The sequence below is a fragment of the Methylophaga sp. F7 genome, assembly GCF_056863975.1.
Genome location: NZ_CM166511.1, coordinates 2,429,785 through 2,444,581 on the forward strand (window position 1 = coordinate 2,429,785; position 14,797 = coordinate 2,444,581).

Annotated in this window: 18 protein-coding genes; 16 read left to right on the forward strand and 2 right to left on the reverse strand. The window is 46.4% G+C overall.

What is annotated here, in order from left to right:
• The first annotated feature begins 11 nt into the window (after positions 1-11).
• From AC08OG_RS12190 to kdsB, 6 genes are read left to right on the forward strand one after another with little or no spacing between them, the layout of a single operon-like run.
• Positions 12-647: a MotA/TolQ/ExbB proton channel family protein gene (locus tag AC08OG_RS12190; protein WP_014708108.1), complete on the forward strand. Its 636-nt coding sequence runs from the start codon at positions 12-14 to the stop codon at positions 645-647.
• Positions 644-1,069 (forward strand): ExbD/TolR family protein, encoded by a 426-nt coding sequence (locus AC08OG_RS12195; protein WP_292353635.1) that lies wholly within the window; start codon positions 644-646, stop codon positions 1,067-1,069. Before AC08OG_RS12190 ends, AC08OG_RS12195 begins: the two co-directional genes overlap by 4 nt.
• The gene (gene msbA / locus AC08OG_RS12200; RefSeq protein ID WP_292353634.1) at positions 1,066-2,820 is read left to right on the forward strand and encodes a lipid A export permease/ATP-binding protein MsbA; all 1,755 of its coding nucleotides are present in this window, start codon (positions 1,066-1,068) and stop codon (positions 2,818-2,820) included. The genes AC08OG_RS12195 and msbA overlap by 4 nt, the downstream gene beginning before the upstream one ends.
• Entirely contained in the window at positions 2,820-3,800 is a 981-nt protein-coding gene (gene lpxK, locus AC08OG_RS12205) for a tetraacyldisaccharide 4'-kinase (protein ID WP_482929627.1), read from the forward strand. Before msbA ends, lpxK begins: the two co-directional genes overlap by 1 nt.
• Positions 3,801-3,980, forward strand: coding sequence for a Trm112 family protein (locus AC08OG_RS12210; protein ID WP_292353632.1), 180 nt, complete (start codon positions 3,801-3,803; stop codon positions 3,978-3,980).
• A complete protein-coding gene (gene kdsB / locus AC08OG_RS12215) occupies positions 3,980-4,738 on the forward strand; it encodes a 3-deoxy-manno-octulosonate cytidylyltransferase (RefSeq protein WP_439503966.1) in 759 nt (252 codons plus the stop codon). Before AC08OG_RS12210 ends, kdsB begins: the two co-directional genes overlap by 1 nt.
• Here kdsB and AC08OG_RS12220 read toward each other — a convergent pair.
• Both AC08OG_RS12220 and AC08OG_RS12225 read right to left on the reverse strand, forming a co-directional pair.
• A complete protein-coding gene (locus tag AC08OG_RS12220; RefSeq protein WP_014708114.1) occupies positions 4,706-4,966 on the reverse strand; it encodes a hypothetical protein in 261 nt (86 codons plus the stop codon). The genes kdsB and AC08OG_RS12220 overlap by 33 nt on opposite strands.
• A 16-nt stretch (positions 4,967-4,982) precedes the next feature.
• Positions 4,983-7,403 carry an Rne/Rng family ribonuclease gene (locus AC08OG_RS12225; RefSeq protein WP_292353630.1) on the reverse strand — a complete coding sequence of 807 codons (2,421 nt, stop codon included), beginning with the start codon at positions 7,401-7,403 and terminating at the stop codon, positions 4,983-4,985.
• Between the two features lie 544 nt (positions 7,404-7,947).
• Between AC08OG_RS12225 and rluC the strand changes: the two genes are divergently transcribed.
• From rluC to AC08OG_RS12275, 10 genes are read left to right on the forward strand one after another with little or no spacing between them, the layout of a single operon-like run.
• Entirely contained in the window at positions 7,948-8,904 is a 957-nt protein-coding gene (gene rluC / locus AC08OG_RS12230) for a 23S rRNA pseudouridine(955/2504/2580) synthase RluC (RefSeq protein WP_292353629.1), read from the forward strand.
• Positions 8,904-9,566 (forward strand): HAD-IA family hydrolase, encoded by a 663-nt coding sequence (locus AC08OG_RS12235; RefSeq protein ID WP_292353628.1) that lies wholly within the window; start codon positions 8,904-8,906, stop codon positions 9,564-9,566. The genes rluC and AC08OG_RS12235 overlap by 1 nt, the downstream gene beginning before the upstream one ends.
• Positions 9,567-9,609: 43 nt before the next feature.
• Entirely contained in the window at positions 9,610-10,593 is a 984-nt protein-coding gene (locus tag AC08OG_RS12240) for a S49 family peptidase (RefSeq protein ID WP_482929628.1), read from the forward strand.
• Positions 10,593-10,754, forward strand: coding sequence for a hypothetical protein (locus tag AC08OG_RS12245; RefSeq protein ID WP_292353626.1), 162 nt, complete (start codon positions 10,593-10,595; stop codon positions 10,752-10,754). The genes AC08OG_RS12240 and AC08OG_RS12245 overlap by 1 nt, the downstream gene beginning before the upstream one ends.
• Entirely contained in the window at positions 10,745-11,584 is an 840-nt protein-coding gene (locus tag AC08OG_RS12250) for an HDOD domain-containing protein (RefSeq protein WP_292353625.1), read from the forward strand. The genes AC08OG_RS12245 and AC08OG_RS12250 overlap by 10 nt, the downstream gene beginning before the upstream one ends.
• Before the next feature lie 41 nt (positions 11,585-11,625).
• Complete coding sequence (locus AC08OG_RS12255; protein WP_292353624.1) at positions 11,626-12,273, forward strand: adenylate kinase; 648 nt, start codon at positions 11,626-11,628, stop codon at positions 12,271-12,273.
• Positions 12,274-12,285: 12 nt separating this feature from the next.
• Positions 12,286-13,140, forward strand: a complete 855-nt coding sequence (locus AC08OG_RS12260; protein WP_482929629.1) for a PfkB family carbohydrate kinase — start codon at positions 12,286-12,288, stop codon at positions 13,138-13,140.
• A 2-nt stretch (positions 13,141-13,142) separates the two neighbouring features.
• Complete coding sequence (locus AC08OG_RS12265; RefSeq protein WP_292400166.1) at positions 13,143-13,490, forward strand: Rieske (2Fe-2S) protein; 348 nt, start codon at positions 13,143-13,145, stop codon at positions 13,488-13,490.
• Between the two features lie 35 nt (positions 13,491-13,525).
• Positions 13,526-14,326: a permease gene (locus tag AC08OG_RS12270; protein ID WP_482929630.1), complete on the forward strand. Its 801-nt coding sequence runs from the start codon at positions 13,526-13,528 to the stop codon at positions 14,324-14,326.
• Entirely contained in the window at positions 14,266-14,727 is a 462-nt protein-coding gene (locus AC08OG_RS12275) for a permease (protein WP_482929631.1), read from the forward strand. The genes AC08OG_RS12270 and AC08OG_RS12275 overlap by 61 nt, the downstream gene beginning before the upstream one ends.
• The last annotated feature ends 70 nt before the right edge of the window (positions 14,728-14,797 follow it).

Below are 14,797 nucleotides of genomic sequence, written 5' to 3' on the forward strand. Positions count from 1 at the left end.
ACGGATGGAGCATGCTGGAACTATTTAAAGCAGGTGGCTGGCTGATGTTACCGCTACTTGGCTGTTCGATAATTGCCATTGCAATTATTGCAGAGCGGTTTTGGAGTCTACAACAACGTCGTATTGCACCACCTGAATTAATCACTCAGATCTGGCAGTGGTTACAATTCAAACAAATTGATCAATATCGCATTAACTCACTGCAAAAAAACTCTCCGCTTGGTCAAATTCTCGCTGCAGGTCTTATCAATCGCAACAGTTCTCGAGAAATTACCAAAGAAAGTATTGAGGATACGGGTCGCCATGTAACTCAGCTACTGGAACGCAACCTGAATACTTTAGGCACTATTGCCGCGATCTCCCCCCTAATCGGTTTGTTGGGTACCGTTATTGGCATGATTAAAGTTTTTGCCGTCATTACGCTGGAAGGTGTCGGAAACCCGGAAACACTGGCCGGCGGTATTTCTGAAGCATTACTGACCACTGCAGCCGGTTTGGTCGTGGCCATTCCCAGTGTGATTTTCTATCGTTATTTCCGTGGGAAAATCAATCAACTGGTGGTCAGTATGGAAGAACAAGCCATGCAGTTAATTGAAATGTTACATGGCGAACGTGAGTTTGACCCTGATGAGGCACGTTCGCAATGAAATTGTTGCCACGTAATTCTGAAGAGCCTGATGTCAATCTGACGCCGATGATTGATGTGGTGTTTCTGTTGCTGCTGTTTTTTATGGTCTCTACCAGCTTTATTCGGGAAAGTTCTTTAAAAGTGGATTTACCTGAAGCCAGCGGTCAGGCACTGACGGAAGAGGAAACACCGATCGACATTATTATCCGGGCAAATGGAGAAGTGTTGGTTAATGAAACACCAATAGCCGTTGCCACCCGCGATGCCTTAAGGGATTTACTGAAAACCACTGCAGGCGATAATGCTGATCCACATATCATTATCAGCGCCGATGCCAATGCCGAATATCAACATATCGTTACAGCGATGGATGCCGCGCAATTACTTGGTTTTACCCGTTTGACACTGGCAACACGCCAAAAAACTGCTGAGACTCCATGAAACAAATAGCCAATGAAATGAGCGCTGTCCAACTGTATAAGCGCCTGCTGACTTATGTAAAACCCTATTGGCTGGTGTTTGGCGCCGTTATTTTGTCCATGCTGGTTTATGCCGGCAGTGAAACCGCGATGGCTGCTTTGATGAAACCGTTAATGGACGGCAGTTTTGTCGAAAAAGATCCGTTTATTATTAAATGGATCCCCATTGCGTTAATCGCTATTTTTCTGATTCGTGGTGTCGCCAACTTTCTAACCACCTATGGTTTAGGCTGGATCGCCCGTAATGTGATCATGACCTTGCGATCCGAAATGTTTGATCGCTTGCTGACATTACCTGCCAGCTTTTACGATAAAAGCACTTCCGGGCAGCTGATGTCCAAACTACTGTATGACGTTGAGCAGGTAGCTGATGCTGCGACGGACGCCATTCTGGTATTAGTTCGGGACACCTTGACGATTGTTGGCCTGCTTGCCTGGATGATTTATCTGAATGGCTTGCTTTCGTTAATTATTTTACTGACGGTGCCGTTTATTGGCCTGCTGGTCTACAAAATCAGTTCACGTTTCAGACGCATCAGTAAGACCATTCAGGATTCAATGGGCGATGTCAGCCATACCTCCAGTGAAGTGATTGAAGGCCACCGTGAGGTGAAAACGTTTGGCAGCCAACAATATGAAGCCAAACGTTTTGATAAGGTCAATCAGCTGAATCGTCGTCAACGAATGAAAAAGATCGCTACCGAAGCGACCAGTCAGCCCATTATCGAATTAATTGCCGTGCTAGGACTGGCTGTGGTGATTTATCTGGCCACCCTGCCGCAAATGCTTGAGCAGATCACCGTGGGCACCTTTATCTCGTTTATCACGGCGATGTTTATGATCCTGACACCGCTAAAACGCCTCACTAAACTCAATTCCAAACTTCAGGCCGGTATCGCAGCCGCCGATAGTGTATTTACTATGCTGGACCAACAACCGGAAGCAGACACCGGTACAAAGCAACTGGAACGTGCCAGAGGCGATATTCGCTTTCAACAGGTGGGCTTTCAATACAATCCAAACTCACGAAAGGTTCTGGACAATATCAGCTTTGAGGTAAAAGCCGGTCAAACCATTGCATTTGTAGGACATTCCGGAAGTGGAAAAACCACATTGGTTAGTCTGTTACCTCGATTTTATTCACCTACAGAAGGTCAGATATTCATTGATGAAACGGATATCAGCGATCTCAAGTTGCTGGATTTACGTCAACAGATTTCCCTGGTTAATCAGCAGGTTATTCTGTTTAACGATACGATTGCCAATAATATTACCTATGGTCAAAAAGAAGTTGTGGCTGAAGAACGTATTATTGCGGCAGCCAAAGCAGCTCATGCCTGGGAATTCATTCAGAAACTACCGGAAGGCTTGCAGACTGAAGTCGGCCAGAATGGTGTCTTATTGTCTGGTGGACAGCGACAACGACTGGCTATTGCCCGGGCGTTATTACGTGACACGCCCATTCTGATTCTTGATGAAGCCACCGCCTCACTGGATTCGGAAGCCGAACGACATATTCAGTCAGCATTGGAAAATCTGATGCAAAGCCGAACCACATTGGTTATAGCACATCGATTATCCACTATCGAAAAAGCCGATCTTATTGTGGTGATGCATGATGGGCGAATTGTTGAAACCGGTACTCATCAACAATTGATCAGTAAAGGTGATCATTACGCAGAACTTCATCGACTGCAGTTTCAACAACAATAATGAAGACGGATTGGCTAACTAATAACTGGTATCGCCCCTCGTTAGTCTCACTGCTGTTACGTCCAGTCAGCTGGTTATATCGACTCATTATCAGTCTAAGACGTCAGGCATACCGAAAAGGCCTGTTCGAACAACTATCACTTCCAGTGCCCGTCATTGTAGTGGGCAATATCAGTGTTGGTGGCAGTGGTAAAACCCCTTTTGTGATCTGGCTGGCGCAATACTTACAGAATCAGGGCTGGCAACCAGGCATTATCAGTCGTGGTTATGGCGGCAAGGCAGATCATTATCCGTGCAGCGTTCAGCTGAACAGTTTGGCTGCCGAAGTCGGTGATGAGCCCTTGTTAATTCATCAGCGCACTCACTGTCCAGTGGTGGTGGCACCGGATCGGGTAGCCGCGGGGCAACAATTGTTAGCGGAAAATTCCTGTAATGTGATTATCACCGACGATGGACTGCAGCATTACCGGCTAGAGCGTGATATGGAAATCGTTATTATTGATGCCAAACGAGGTCTGGGCAATCAATTATGTTTACCAGCGGGACCATTGCGTGAACCACTGTCCCGCCTTGAAACCGTTGATTTTACTATTTTTCATGGTGAGTCAGATTCACAACGGCTCACCATGCAACTGCAACTCCAGCAGGCAATCCAGTTAAAAAATAATAACCGCCACACAGCATTAACTGAATTTGCTGAAACCCCTGTTTATGCTATCGCCGGGATCGGTCATCCGCAACGTTTTTTTGACCAGTTGCAACAACTCGGTTTAACCATCATTCCCCATGCATTTACTGATCATCATGCCTATACTGAAGCGGATTTTCGGTTTGCAGAGGCCTATCCCATACTGATGACTGAAAAAGATGCGGTAAAATGTCAGGGCTTTGCCACAGAAAACATGTGGTATGTGCCAGCGGAGGCTAAACTCAGCCCATCACTTGGGCCAGCAATCGACAAAAAATTAAGAGAGCTTTAAATGGATAAAACCTTATTGGAAATACTCGCCTGCCCCGTCTGTAAGAGCAGTGTTTTATATCAGAAACAATCCCAGGAACTGGTGTGTAAAGCCTGCCGTGTGGCGTATCCCATTCGTGATGAAATTCCGGTAATGTTAATTGATGAAGCACGCGAACTGACGGCTGAAGAAACCTACTGATGCAATTTAAAATCATTATTCCGGCCCGCTTTGCTTCAAGCCGGCTGCCAGGTAAGCCTTTACGTCAAATCGTCGGAAAACCGATGATTCAGCATGTCTATGAAAGAGCCCTGGAAAGTGAAGCCAGTGAAGTCATTATCGCAACAGATGATCAGCGTATTGCCGAGGCGGCAAAAAGTTTTGGTGCAGATGTCTGCATGACACGGGATGATCATATTTCCGGCACCGATCGTTTGGCAGAAGTGGCTCAGTTAAGAGCTTTTCATGGTGATGATTTAGTAGTGAATGTTCAGGGAGATGAGCCCTGTTTGCCGGCCGTGTTGATTAATCAGGTGGCCGCGGATCTGGCCCACCATCGTGAAGCAGCCATTACTACGCTTTACAGCCCGCTAGAAGACGCTGAACAGGTATTTGATCCTAATATCGTTAAAGTGGTGGTGGATGCTAAAGGTTATGCGATGTATTTTAGCCGCGCTCCTATTCCATGGTTACGCGAGCAATTTAATAACAAACAGGCCCTCGACAACGTCACTATGCCGCATTTAAAGCATGTTGGCATGTACGCCTATCGAGCAGATTTTTTGCATCGTTATCATGAATTACCACCTGCACCACCAGAACAATTTGAATCACTGGAACAGCTTCGAGCGCTTTACCATGGCAATCGGATACATTTGACAGAAGCCCAGGTTGATCCGGGACACGGGGTAGATACAGAGCAGGATTTACTGGCCGTAGAGGCCTTGCTCTCTCAGTAATTGATCCAGACCGGCTGAGACTAATTCAGCATGTAACTCACCTTCACCGTCAAAAACCGGTAAAACATGGGTCACAGGAACCGGACGATGCCCTTCTCCGTATTGTGTTGGCTGGATATTACTGTCCTGATTGAGCTCCTGTAATACCAGCTCACAGCCATCCAGCAACTCAATAATTTCACAGCGTTGATGATGGTATACGACTTGCTGACCAATAAGGTTCAGCAAGTCGTCACAGCTAAATTTATGATTCCTTGGCATCTGCTTTAGGACTCTCTTCAGTTGGTTTTGGTTTTTCAACTGGTTTTGGTTTTTCAACCTTCTGAGTCTCATTATCAGCCGAAGCAGGATTTTTTTCTACTTCTTTTGTTTCACGGTTTTCTTTATCTTTCGCAGGTGCTCCGCGGCGGCGACGGTTATTAGTCGATGCTCCGGTGCTGGTACGCGAACGACGTGGTGCAGATTTAGCCGGAATTTTGTTGCCGTCTACTTCTGGCTCCGTCGATACTGGAATAGCATTGCCATTGATTTCCGGTTCTGGTTCAGGGATAGCATTACCATTCACTTCTGGTGGAGGTGTCGGAATGGCATTGCCCTTTTCCGGACGTTCCACTTTTTCAGAAGTTTCAGAGTTCTCAGTCGCTACTGTTCCCGCCGCTGCGGCATCGCCTTCACCACGTCCGCGACGACGACGTCCGCCCCGACGTGAACGTTTGGCATTGGGATTACGCGCTTTTTCATCTCCCGCAACCTCAACTGCAGGTTTCTCATCTGCGGTGGCAACTTTTGTGGATGCTTCCGCTGGTTTGATATTTTTCTCCTCTTCACCGGCAGCATTTTCAGGCCGACGGGGACGATTATTATTACGTCGGTTGGTATTATTTCGTCCTCGACTACGACGATTTTGATTACGGGTTTCTTTTTCCACATCAGTCTCTTTAACAACAGAAGCGGGTTTATTCACATCTGGTTCTTCTACCGGAGCACCGGTTAAAACACCTAACAGTCGTTTTAACAGACTTGGCTTACGTTCAGCCGCTGCTACAGGTTTAATAATCGGTGCAGGAGCAATAGGGGCAATACCGGTAACGGCAGGCTGTTCCATAACCGGTTTTTCTTTTAACACTACGGTTGCTTCAATTTCAGGCGTCGTAATCAGCTGATGGCTGCTGGTCTGTTTTTCATTGCCATCTTTAATACGTTCGATATCGTAATGTGGTGTTTCCAGATGCGGATTAGGAATCAATACCAAACGCACGCCATGACGTTTTTCAATCGTATCAATCTGGGCACGTTTTTCATTCAGCATGAAAGTTGCGACAGAAACCGGTAATTGAATTACCAGCTGGCTGACGCTGTCTTTTGTCGCTTCTTCTTCAACCAGTCTTAATACGGCTAAACCTAAAGATTCTACGCCACGAACATGGCCTAAACCGGCACAACGCGGGCAGACTTCCTGATGCGCATCTCCCAAAGCAGGCCGTAAACGCTGACGTGACATTTCCAGTAAACCAAACCGTGAAATTCGGCCAATCTGAACGCGAGCACGATCTGATTTTAGATGGTCACGCAGACGATTTTCCACCTCACGTTGATTACGGGTAGGTCCCATATCAATAAAGTCGATAACCACCAGTCCACCCAAATCACGCAAGCGTAATTGACGGGCAATTTCCTCAGCCGCTTCCAGATTGGTATTCAGCGCCGTTTCCTCGATATCGCCGCCCTTATTGGCACGCGCCGAGTTGACGTCAATTGAAATCAACGCTTCAGTGGGATCGATTACCAGAGCGCCACCGGAAGGCAGTCGCACTTCATGACGGAAAGCGCTTTCGATCTGGCTTTCCAGCTGGTAACGGGTAAACAACGGAACTTTGTCCTGGTAGAGCTTGAATTTGCTCAATTCATGCGGCATGACCATGCGCATGAAGTCATAACCAGTTTGATAAACTTCTGGAGAATCCACCAGAATCTCACCAATGTCTTTACGCAAATAGTCACGTAACGCACGAATGATGATGTTACTTTCCTGATACACCAGAAATGGCGCATTACGGTCTTTGGTGGCAACATCAATAGCTGTCCAAAGCTGGACAAGGTATTCAAGATCCCACTGCAGTTCTTCGGTTTGTTTTCCGACGCCGGCAGTGCGAACAATCATGCCCATGCCATCAGGAACTTCCAGATCGCGCAAGGCTTCTTGCAGCTCCGCACGTTCATCGCCTTCAATCCGGCGTGAAATTCCACCGGCACGTGGGCTATTAGGCATTAAAACCAGATAACGGCCGGCCAGGCTGATAAATGTGGTGAGGGCTGCGCCTTTGTTACCACGTTCTTCTTTTTCGATCTGAATGACCAGTTCCTGGCCAACTGAAAGCACATCCTGCACATTGATTCGGCCGTTGTTTTCGCCGTCATCCTTGTTTTGTCGGAAATAACTTTTACTGATTTCTTTAAGTGGCAGAAAGCCTTGACGTTCAGAACCGTATTCAACAAAAACCGCTTCGAGACTCGGTTCTACACGAGTGATTTTACCTTTGTAAATATTACCTTTTTTCTGTTCTCTGGAAGGAGTATCGATATCTAGATCGAACAAGCGCTGGCCATCGACCATCGCAACACGCAACTCTTCTTCGTGTGTTGCGTTAATTAAAATTCGTTTCATTCATAAACCTCAGTTAGAGGTCCACGCGTCAGATACAGTCAGTAAGCCGGGCGGCATCAGCCTGCCCAGGACATCCAGAACGGCGTTTTATCAGCAATATAATCAACTAGTTGGGCACTGCCAGTATCGAATCAACAGATCACTGGTCCATTTATACAATGTCATCACATTGTGGCTGCAATAGGGTTCTGCAACGCTACATAACGTCGTGTGACTCTCTTTAGTCACAGTACGTTTGATTATTTACTTCGTCGCCCTGTCTTGTACATTTTTTGCTATTTGTTTTGCTGTAGCCAGACGTGGGAACCATCTTATTCTTAAAAACAAGCTCCTTATGCGGAGCCCTGCATCACTGAACCCCTGTTCAGCGTATTCAAATTCGTTTCGTGTCCTTAGCCGCATCAACCCCATTTCTAGGGGGAGCGACGTTTGCTTAGGTCTCATCGCCAGAAAGCCGGTATACTGACCTCATTTTACGTACAGACCAACGGCAAAATATATCAGTACGCAACCACATCAGCAAGAAATAACCTTACAATATTTTATGGCGAATTCTCCACCAGCACCACCAAGCGTTCAATTTATCGATATTCGGGCCGATCAGGCAGGCCAACGTATTGATAATTTTTTGATTACATTGGAAAAAGGCGTTCCGAAAAGCCGGATTTATCGTGCCTTGCGCAAAGGCGAGGTTCGGGTTAATAAAGGTCGCATTAAACAGACCTATCGACTACAAGCTGGTGATCAGGTAAGGGTTCCTCCGCTCAGGGTCAGTGAGAAAGTTGTTATTACCGAGTTATCCGACTCACTTACCGATGCACTTGAAAACGCAATTCTCATGGAAGATGATGACATACTGGTGATAAATAAACCTGCAGGTCTGGCGGTTCATGCAGGTAGTCAGATCCAATTGGGCGTCATTGAAGCCATGCGCATTATCCGTCCTGAAAATCGCTTTGTTGAATTGGTACACCGCCTGGATCGTGACACCTCAGGTTGTCTGGTGCTGGCAAAAAGCCGTACCGCGCTACTTAATCTGCAGCAGCAAATGAAAGACTCTGAAACCGATAAGCGTTATCTTACCTTAACCAGAGGCAAGTGGCCTGCACAGGAAAACATTGTTGATTTGGCATTACAAAAAAATTCGCTGAGCTCTGGCGAGCGCATGGTGGTGCCGGATATTAATGGTAAAAAATCCAAAACCTTATTTGAGGTAAAACAGGAGTTTTCCGGCTGCCAGCTGGTTGCTGCAAAACTCTACACCGGACGTACACATCAGATCCGGGTGCATAGCGCTAGCCAGTCACATCCGGTAGCTGGTGATGAAAAGTACGGCGATCGTGAATTTAACAAACGTCTCAGACAATTTGGTTTAAAACGCATGTTTCTGCATGCTTGGCAGCTTTCGCTCAAACACCCGATAACCGATGAACCATTAACCTTTAACGCAGAACTGCCTGATACGCTAAAAGACGTTTTAAAACAATTGGAAAAGCAGTGATGAGTCAGTATCAAATGATCGTTTTTGACTGGGATGGCACCCTGATGGATTCCACCAGCCATATCGTTTTCTGTATGCGCGAAGCCATTCATAAACTGCAACTCTCGCCATTAACTGATAATGCAATCAGTCAGATTATTGGTTTGGGTTTACCAGAAGCCGTCCGCACCCTATATCCACACAGCACCGATGCAGATATTCAGCGGCTGGCAATGGCTTATCGGGAAATCTGGCTGGATCATCCACATGAGTCGCCGATGTTTGATAATGCTGTCGAGTTATTGCACAAACTGGCAAATCAGAATATTTTCCTCGGTGTGGCAACCGGTAAAGGACGACGCGGTCTGGACAAAGTCCTCGCTGCCACGGGTTTAGCAGATTTATTTACCGCAACGCGTTGTGCTGATGAATGTCATTCCAAACCGCATCCGCAAATGCTTGAAGAATTAATAAGCTTCTGTGGCGTTGAAGCAGATGCCACTATGATGATTGGTGATACCGAGTTTGATTTGCTGATGGCCCATAATGCCAAAGCAAAAAGTGTTGCGGTAACACACGGGGCACATGCTCTGGAAAGGTTGCAGGCCTGCGAGCCACTGCATATTGTTGATGACTTATTTGCGTTGGATGACTGGTTGCATGGCAACAACGTGCGCTTTTGATTATGATGTGACCCACTAACTTTATAGTTCAGGATGAAACCTAATGGCAACTTTTGGCGACTTTCCACCAGAACACAAACAAGATCCACAGAACACTTCACCGCAAAATGATCAGTGGGAACGCAAAATTCTGCAGGATCTTGCATTCGCTGCCATCAAAGAGCAGCGCGCAACACGCCGCTGGGGATACCTGTTCAAATTTCTGGTATTACTGTATTTCGTCGCTATCTTCCTGATGACTAGGCCTTTTGGCGAGAGTGATCTGCCATCAGGCCCACATACGGCATTAGTTGATGTGAGTGGTGTTATTGCACCGGATATGGAAGCCAGTGCCGATCGGGTTGTCACCGGTATCCGTGAAGCTTTCGAAAGTCCACAGGCCAAAGCATTAATCCTCCGCATGAATACTCCTGGCGGCAGCCCGGTTCAGTCGGGAATCATCAACGATGAAATCACCCGTTTGCGGGCAACACGCCCTGATTTCCCTGTTTATGCTGTCATTCAGGATGTCTGCGCTTCAGGCGGATATTATATCGCCGTGGCCGCCAATGAAATTTATGCCGATAAAGCCAGTATTGTTGGTTCAATTGGCGTTCGTATGGATAGCTTTGGTTTCACCGAAGCAATGGATAAAGTAGGCGTGGAACGACGTTCATTAACAGCCGGTGAAAATAAAGCTTTCCTCGATCCGTTTATGCCACTTAAAGAAAGAGATGTTGAGCATGCCCATCAAATGCTCAACAATATTCACCAGCAGTTTATTGATGTCGTCAAAACCGGCCGAGGGGATCGTTTAAAAGATAATGCTGAAATTTTCTCCGGATTGTTCTGGTCGGGTGAGCAGGCGCTTGAATTAGGTTTGATTGATGGACTGGCCAATAGCAGTACCGTTGCCAGAGACATTGTCGGCGCCGAAGAACTTGTCGATTACACACCCCGCCCAAGCTATCTGGATCGCTTTGCCGGCAGCCTCGGTGTGAAAATCAGTGAAATTCTGCTGAGTAGTCAATATTGGAATCTTCGTTAATGGAAACTAACCATCTCAATGAATCAGAGACCAAGGCCTTAGCCGAGCGCGAAGAATTATTCCGCTATGCAGACCTGAATCATCCTTTAATAGCCATGCTGTTTGCCGAGGCATCAATAGACAAGCTGACTCCTGATGAAACGGATAAAGCATGGCTCTGACACCTCAATCATTAGTTAACAAATCGCTGGAACTGGTTTCACCGCCCAGTACCTATGCCCGGCTTGATGAATTGATCCACGATCCTGACAGCGCCATTGATGACATCAGTAAAGTCATTAACACCGATCCGGCATTGACGACACGATTATTGAAGATCGTTAACAGCCCTTTCTATGGCTTTCCATCGCAGATAAATACCATTTCCCGTGCGATTACTGTTATTGGTACCCGTGAACTGACCAATCTGGTTCTGGCAACATCGGTGGTTAATGCCTTTACCGGCATCCCCAAAACACTGATAGAGATGAACACTTTCTGGCGACACAGTCTGGCCTGTGCCATCTGTGCCAAATTACTCGCTGAAGCAGCAGGCCATAAGCAAAGTGAGCAATATCTGATTGCCGGTTTGTTACATAACATCGGCAGTTTGGTCCTGTATCAATCAGTACCTGAACTGTCTGGCGAAGCAATAAAAAGCGCCAGATTCGGGCATGAAGTCATTTACCTGGCTGAACAGCGGGTGCTCGGTTTTGACCACACAGAGGCCGGAGAAGCGTTAATTCAGGCATGGCGGTTACCGGAATCGCTTGGTTTTGTTGCCAGACATCATCACACTCCGGTTGCTTCAGGCTATGCGCCAGAAGTCTGCATTGTCCACGTCGCTGATGTTATGGTCAGTTCAGTTCCATTCGGACACAGCGGTGATCAGCATGTTCCTCCGCTGGACCCTGTGGCCTGGGAAAGATTGGGTTTACAGCCGGAAATAATTCCAGCATTGCTACGTAAAGTGGCCATCCAATTAGATCATCTGGCAGCAAACTTATTATAAAAATCTAATTTAAACGAATAGCAAACTAGCAAGAGGCAAACATGAGAACAGTATTACTTGGCGCACCGGGTTCCGGTAAAGGTACTCAGGGCGTATTTTTATCCAAAAAATTCAATATCCCACAAATTTCAACTGGGGATTTACTTCGTGCCGCGGTCACTGCCGGCTCTGACTTGGGTAAAAAGGCTAAATCTGCGATGGATGCCGGCGCACTGGTTTCTGATGAAATCGTCATTGGACTTATCCGTGAACGTTTGACACATGATGATGCCAAGAATGGTTATATTCTGGATGGTTTTCCACGTAATATTGCTCAGGCCGAAGCACTGGATCAGATGCTGGATGATCTGGGACAACCATTACAGGGAGTGGTGTTACTAGATGTACCCTTTAATGAATTGATGCAACGCTTAACCGGTCGCCGTACCTGTAAGGACTGTGGCGCCATTTTTAATGTACATTTGTCTCCACCCAAGCAGGAAGGTATCTGTGATAATTGTGGTGGAGAATTATTTCAACGGCAGGACGATAACGAAGCCACTATCGAAAATCGCCTGAAAGTCTATGAAGAACAAACGGCGCCATTAGTCGGCTTCTATCAGCAACAGAATAAACTTCACACGATAAAAGGTACCGGCGATATTGATGCCATTACTGATGCAGTCGGTGCCATTTTCGACGACATCTGATTTGTTTTACTGATGGCACGCATTCTGGCCACCGGCATTGCGACGCTGGATATTATTAATGAAGTTGCCAGCTATCCTGAAGAAGATGCAGAAGTTCGGGCTTTATCACAGAGCATTCGCCGTGGTGGTAATGCCAGCAATACCCTTTGCGTGTTAAGTCAGCTGGGCCATCAAAGTTATTTGGCTGCTACACTGATTAATGAGGCCGATGGTCAGGTTATCGAAGCCGATCTAAATCGCTATCACATCAATACACAGTTTTGCCCTCGATTGAATGAGGGCAAAATGCCAACATCCTATATCACGTTAAACCGGCAAACTGGCAGTCGTACGATTGTGCATCACCGAGATTGTCCCGAATTGAGTTTTGCCGCATTCCAGCACATCGATTTATCACAATTTGACTGGTTACATTTTGAAGCCCGTAATATTTCTGAATTACAGAAAATACTCAAATATTGTCGGCAAAAGGCACCAAATGTGCCTATATCATTGGAAATAGAGAAACCTCGCGAAGATATTGAGAGCTTATTTGATTGGGCTGACTGGCTGTTTTTCTCCAGCCAATATGCCGAGGCGAGAGGTTTTCAATCTGCAGAGGATATGCTGGCTTCGCTGCCAGTGACCTATCAGGCAACGCTTACCTGGGGTGCAGAAGGTGCTTATGGCTGGCACAATGGAAAAGTTATGTATATTCCAGCAACCAAGATCGATCACGTTGTTGATACCTTGGGTGCCGGTGATACCTTTAATGCCGGAATGATCCACAGTCTGGTAGCGGAAAATTCGCTACAGGATAGTCTGCAATTTGCCAGTGAACTCGCTGCTCGAAAATGCCAACAATATGGTTTTGAAAATCTCGTTTAATTATGATGAAAAAATTTGTTTGCCATACCAAAGACCTGAAAGACCATCAAAGCTATGGATTTCAGATCCCGTTAGCAGCAGAAAATGAGCTCGATATTGTCGTGCTACGTCAGGGCAAACATATCCGCGCCTATCTCAATCATTGTCCACATCTGGGCATCCCCTTGAACTGGCAGCCAGACAAATTTCTCTCGCTGGAAGAAACACATATTCAATGCTCAACACATGGCGCGTTGTTTACGCTGGAAGAAGGTTATTGTATTTCCGGTCCATGTCGCGGGCAAAGTCTGACTCCGCTCAATATTGAAATCACTGAGCAAGGGGAGGTTTACCTCATCTCTCAAGGCTGATAGGGTTTTAATTACTTCAGCTGAAAGGAATTGCGATGGATTCTTTGCTCGATAAATGGTCCGAGGCCGCCCTCACCAGCTTGGGATTTTTCTGGATGGCTCTTTGGGCATTTGTGCTGGGTTATCTTATCAGCAGTATTATCCAGGTCATGGTCTCCCGTAGTGAAATGCGCAAATTAATGGGTGATGATAGTCTGAAATCTATGACGCTGGGCAGTGCATTTGGCTTTATCTCCAGCTCATGTAGCTTTGCTGCACTTGCAACCAGCCGTGCTTTGTTTCAAAAAGGCGCCAATTTCGCCCCCTCTATAGCATTTCTGCTTGCTTCCACCAATCTTGTTATCGAGCTGGGTTTTGTTATCGCCCTGTTTTTGGGCTGGCAGTTTGTGGTCGGAGAATATATTGGTGGAATTATTCTGATCCTTTTAGCCTGGCTATTCATAAAGCTGACTAATCCGGCCGAATTAATCAAAAAAGCGCGGCAAAAAAAATCAAATAGTGATCATGACCATGAAAACGACGGTCATCCGTGGTCACGTATTCTGGATAAAGAAATCTGGTCCGCTATTAGTCAGAAATATGCCATGGAATGGCAGATGGTATGGAAAGACGTACTGATTGGCTTTACTGTCGCCGGCATTATTTCCGCTTTTGCGCCAACGGCTTTTTTGAGTGGCTGTTTATCGGTGCCGGTACCAGCGACCCGGGTTTCTGGGCCTTATTGCAACAGGCGATGGTTGGACCCGTTGCCGCATTTTTTACATTTATCGGCTCAATGGGCAATATTCCTTTGGCAGCAGTTCTGTTTGGTGAAGGGGTCGCTTTTGCTGGCGTGATGGCCTTCATCTTCTCTGATTTAATTGTGTTGCCAGTGCTGCGTATTAATGCCCAATATTATGGCTGGAAAATGGCTCTGTACATTATGCTTATGCTATTTACCTGCCTAATAGCCACTTCCTTGCTGATGCATTATGGGCTGCAGTTATTTAACTCGTTGCCGGATCAGAGCCAGTGGTCATCCCCAGCTGATCGCGATCATTTTCAGCTTAATTATCAGTTCTGGCTCAATGTCATATCCATAGTGGCTTCAGTATGGATGTTATTGAAATGGAAACGCCAAAATGAGGATAGCAAACATCACCATCACGGTGGAGGTAGTAGCCAACCGATTATCAATAGTCTTTGTGTAATTGCTGTTATTTGGCTGGTGTTGGGCGTGGTTCTGAGTTTGTTTTGAGAAGAACAGTCTTCTGCTGCCTGACGCATTTGAACCAAGAGTATTTATAATCCAGCAGGAATTGCTTGTT

What these genes read in the sequence shown, in the direction of transcription:
- AC08OG_RS12275 (WP_482929631.1), top strand. Translation starts at nt 14,266, where the DNA reads ATGGGCAATATTCCTTTGGCAGCAGTTCTGTTTGGTGAAGGGGTCGCT.
- lpxK (WP_482929627.1), top strand. Translation starts at nt 2,820, where the DNA reads ATGAAGACGGATTGGCTAACTAATAACTGGTATCGCCCCTCGTTAGTC.
- AC08OG_RS12250 (WP_292353625.1), top strand. Translation starts at nt 10,745, where the DNA reads ATGGCTCTGACACCTCAATCATTAGTTAACAAATCGCTGGAACTGGTT.
- AC08OG_RS12240 (WP_482929628.1), top strand. Translation starts at nt 9,610, where the DNA reads ATGGCAACTTTTGGCGACTTTCCACCAGAACACAAACAAGATCCACAG.
- AC08OG_RS12235 (WP_292353628.1), top strand. Translation starts at nt 8,904, where the DNA reads ATGAGTCAGTATCAAATGATCGTTTTTGACTGGGATGGCACCCTGATG.
- AC08OG_RS12255 (WP_292353624.1), top strand. Translation starts at nt 11,626, where the DNA reads ATGAGAACAGTATTACTTGGCGCACCGGGTTCCGGTAAAGGTACTCAG.
- AC08OG_RS12225 (WP_292353630.1), bottom strand. Translation starts at nt 7,403, where the DNA reads ATGAAACGAATTTTAATTAACGCAACACACGAAGAAGAGTTGCGTGTT.
- msbA (WP_292353634.1), top strand. Translation starts at nt 1,066, where the DNA reads ATGAAACAAATAGCCAATGAAATGAGCGCTGTCCAACTGTATAAGCGC.
- AC08OG_RS12265 (WP_292400166.1), top strand. Translation starts at nt 13,143, where the DNA reads ATGATGAAAAAATTTGTTTGCCATACCAAAGACCTGAAAGACCATCAA.
- rluC (WP_292353629.1), top strand. Translation starts at nt 7,948, where the DNA reads ATGGCGAATTCTCCACCAGCACCACCAAGCGTTCAATTTATCGATATT.
- AC08OG_RS12245 (WP_292353626.1), top strand. Translation starts at nt 10,593, where the DNA reads ATGGAAACTAACCATCTCAATGAATCAGAGACCAAGGCCTTAGCCGAG.
- AC08OG_RS12190 (WP_014708108.1), top strand. Translation starts at nt 12, where the DNA reads ATGCTGGAACTATTTAAAGCAGGTGGCTGGCTGATGTTACCGCTACTT.
- AC08OG_RS12270 (WP_482929630.1), top strand. Translation starts at nt 13,526, where the DNA reads ATGGATTCTTTGCTCGATAAATGGTCCGAGGCCGCCCTCACCAGCTTG.
- kdsB (WP_439503966.1), top strand. Translation starts at nt 3,980, where the DNA reads ATGCAATTTAAAATCATTATTCCGGCCCGCTTTGCTTCAAGCCGGCTG.
- AC08OG_RS12260 (WP_482929629.1), top strand. Translation starts at nt 12,286, where the DNA reads ATGGCACGCATTCTGGCCACCGGCATTGCGACGCTGGATATTATTAAT.
- AC08OG_RS12210 (WP_292353632.1), top strand. Translation starts at nt 3,801, where the DNA reads ATGGATAAAACCTTATTGGAAATACTCGCCTGCCCCGTCTGTAAGAGC.
- AC08OG_RS12195 (WP_292353635.1), top strand. Translation starts at nt 644, where the DNA reads ATGAAATTGTTGCCACGTAATTCTGAAGAGCCTGATGTCAATCTGACG.